General features: G+C 45.1%; 1 protein-coding gene and 1 pseudogene. Both read right to left on the bottom strand.

Annotated elements, in window-relative coordinates; all coding sequences use genetic code 11:
* Nucleotides 1–240: pseudogene (locus ACM0OZ_RS49085) on the bottom strand (IS630 family transposase); the annotation flags it as partial.
* A complete protein-coding gene (locus ACM0OZ_RS49080) occupies nt 237–734 on the bottom strand; it encodes a winged helix-turn-helix domain-containing protein (protein ID WP_414590200.1) in 498 nt (165 codons plus the stop codon). The gene ACM0OZ_RS49080 and the pseudogene ACM0OZ_RS49085, both read right to left, overlap by 4 nt.
* Between the last annotated feature and the right edge of the window lie 53 nt (nt 735–787).

Genomic DNA, 787 nt, shown 5'->3' with positions numbered 1-787 from the left:
GTTAAACAAATGTGTATTGACACGGGGCAAAACCCACCAATATGTTTCTCCGGACTCTGGATGAACAAAACCGTAAACCCAAACCCACTGAAAACGCCAATGTACTTCTGCCGTTGGTGTGTCCCACCATGGTACCCAAATACGGCGTAGAACTGGTTTAAGTCCAACCCGATGTTCGTCCATCGCCCAGACTTCTATCTTGGCATTTGGATATTGATTTTGTAATTCAATTGTCCTCAATTTGAGTTTTTTTTCCACTCCTGTTGTTCTATAGCATCAGAACAATAATGTTCAGGTCGAGGCACCCGTAATCGATGCTCCCAACGCTTTAGGAATTCCCACCCTCTTTGAGGATAAATTGCACGCTCAAGTACTTGACTCATCCACCTAGCAACTCTTGGACCATTCCAAATTCCGCGATCGCTCCTAGGCGTTGCCATTGCTTGCAATAATTGCGCTTGCTGCACTTCGTCTAATAATGGCTCCGTACCACGATTTTGATGACGCCTATCTCCAATCCCTTCTTCTCCCAACTCGTTGTACCGTTTTGCTATGACCCTTATCCACCGCAGCGAGTACCCTGTCACCTCAGATACTTCCTCGGTTGTTTTGCCGCTTCTTAGTAGCCAGACGATTTGATACTGACTTCGCTCAACGGAACCTTTTGCTTGACGATAGCGTGTTTCTAACTCGCCCAATTCATGATGTGGGAGAACTGAAATTCGTTTTGGCATTACCAGATGTTTGCAACCAAGTTATACAGTAAGTATACATCCGGATTTCATAT

Origin of the sequence: Scytonema sp. PCC 10023 (assembly GCF_963920835.1) — a bacterium.
Taxonomy (GTDB): domain Bacteria; phylum Cyanobacteriota; class Cyanobacteriia; order Cyanobacteriales; family Nostocaceae; genus Kalymmatonema.
The sequence above is the reverse complement of the archived record's forward strand: the minus strand, read 5'-3'. Positions and strand labels throughout refer to the sequence as shown.

Excerpts from the sequence above, each read along its gene's own strand:
- ACM0OZ_RS49080 (WP_414590200.1), bottom strand. The coding sequence starts at position 734 with ATGCCAAAACGAATTTCAGTTCTCCCACATCATGAATTGGGCGAGTTA.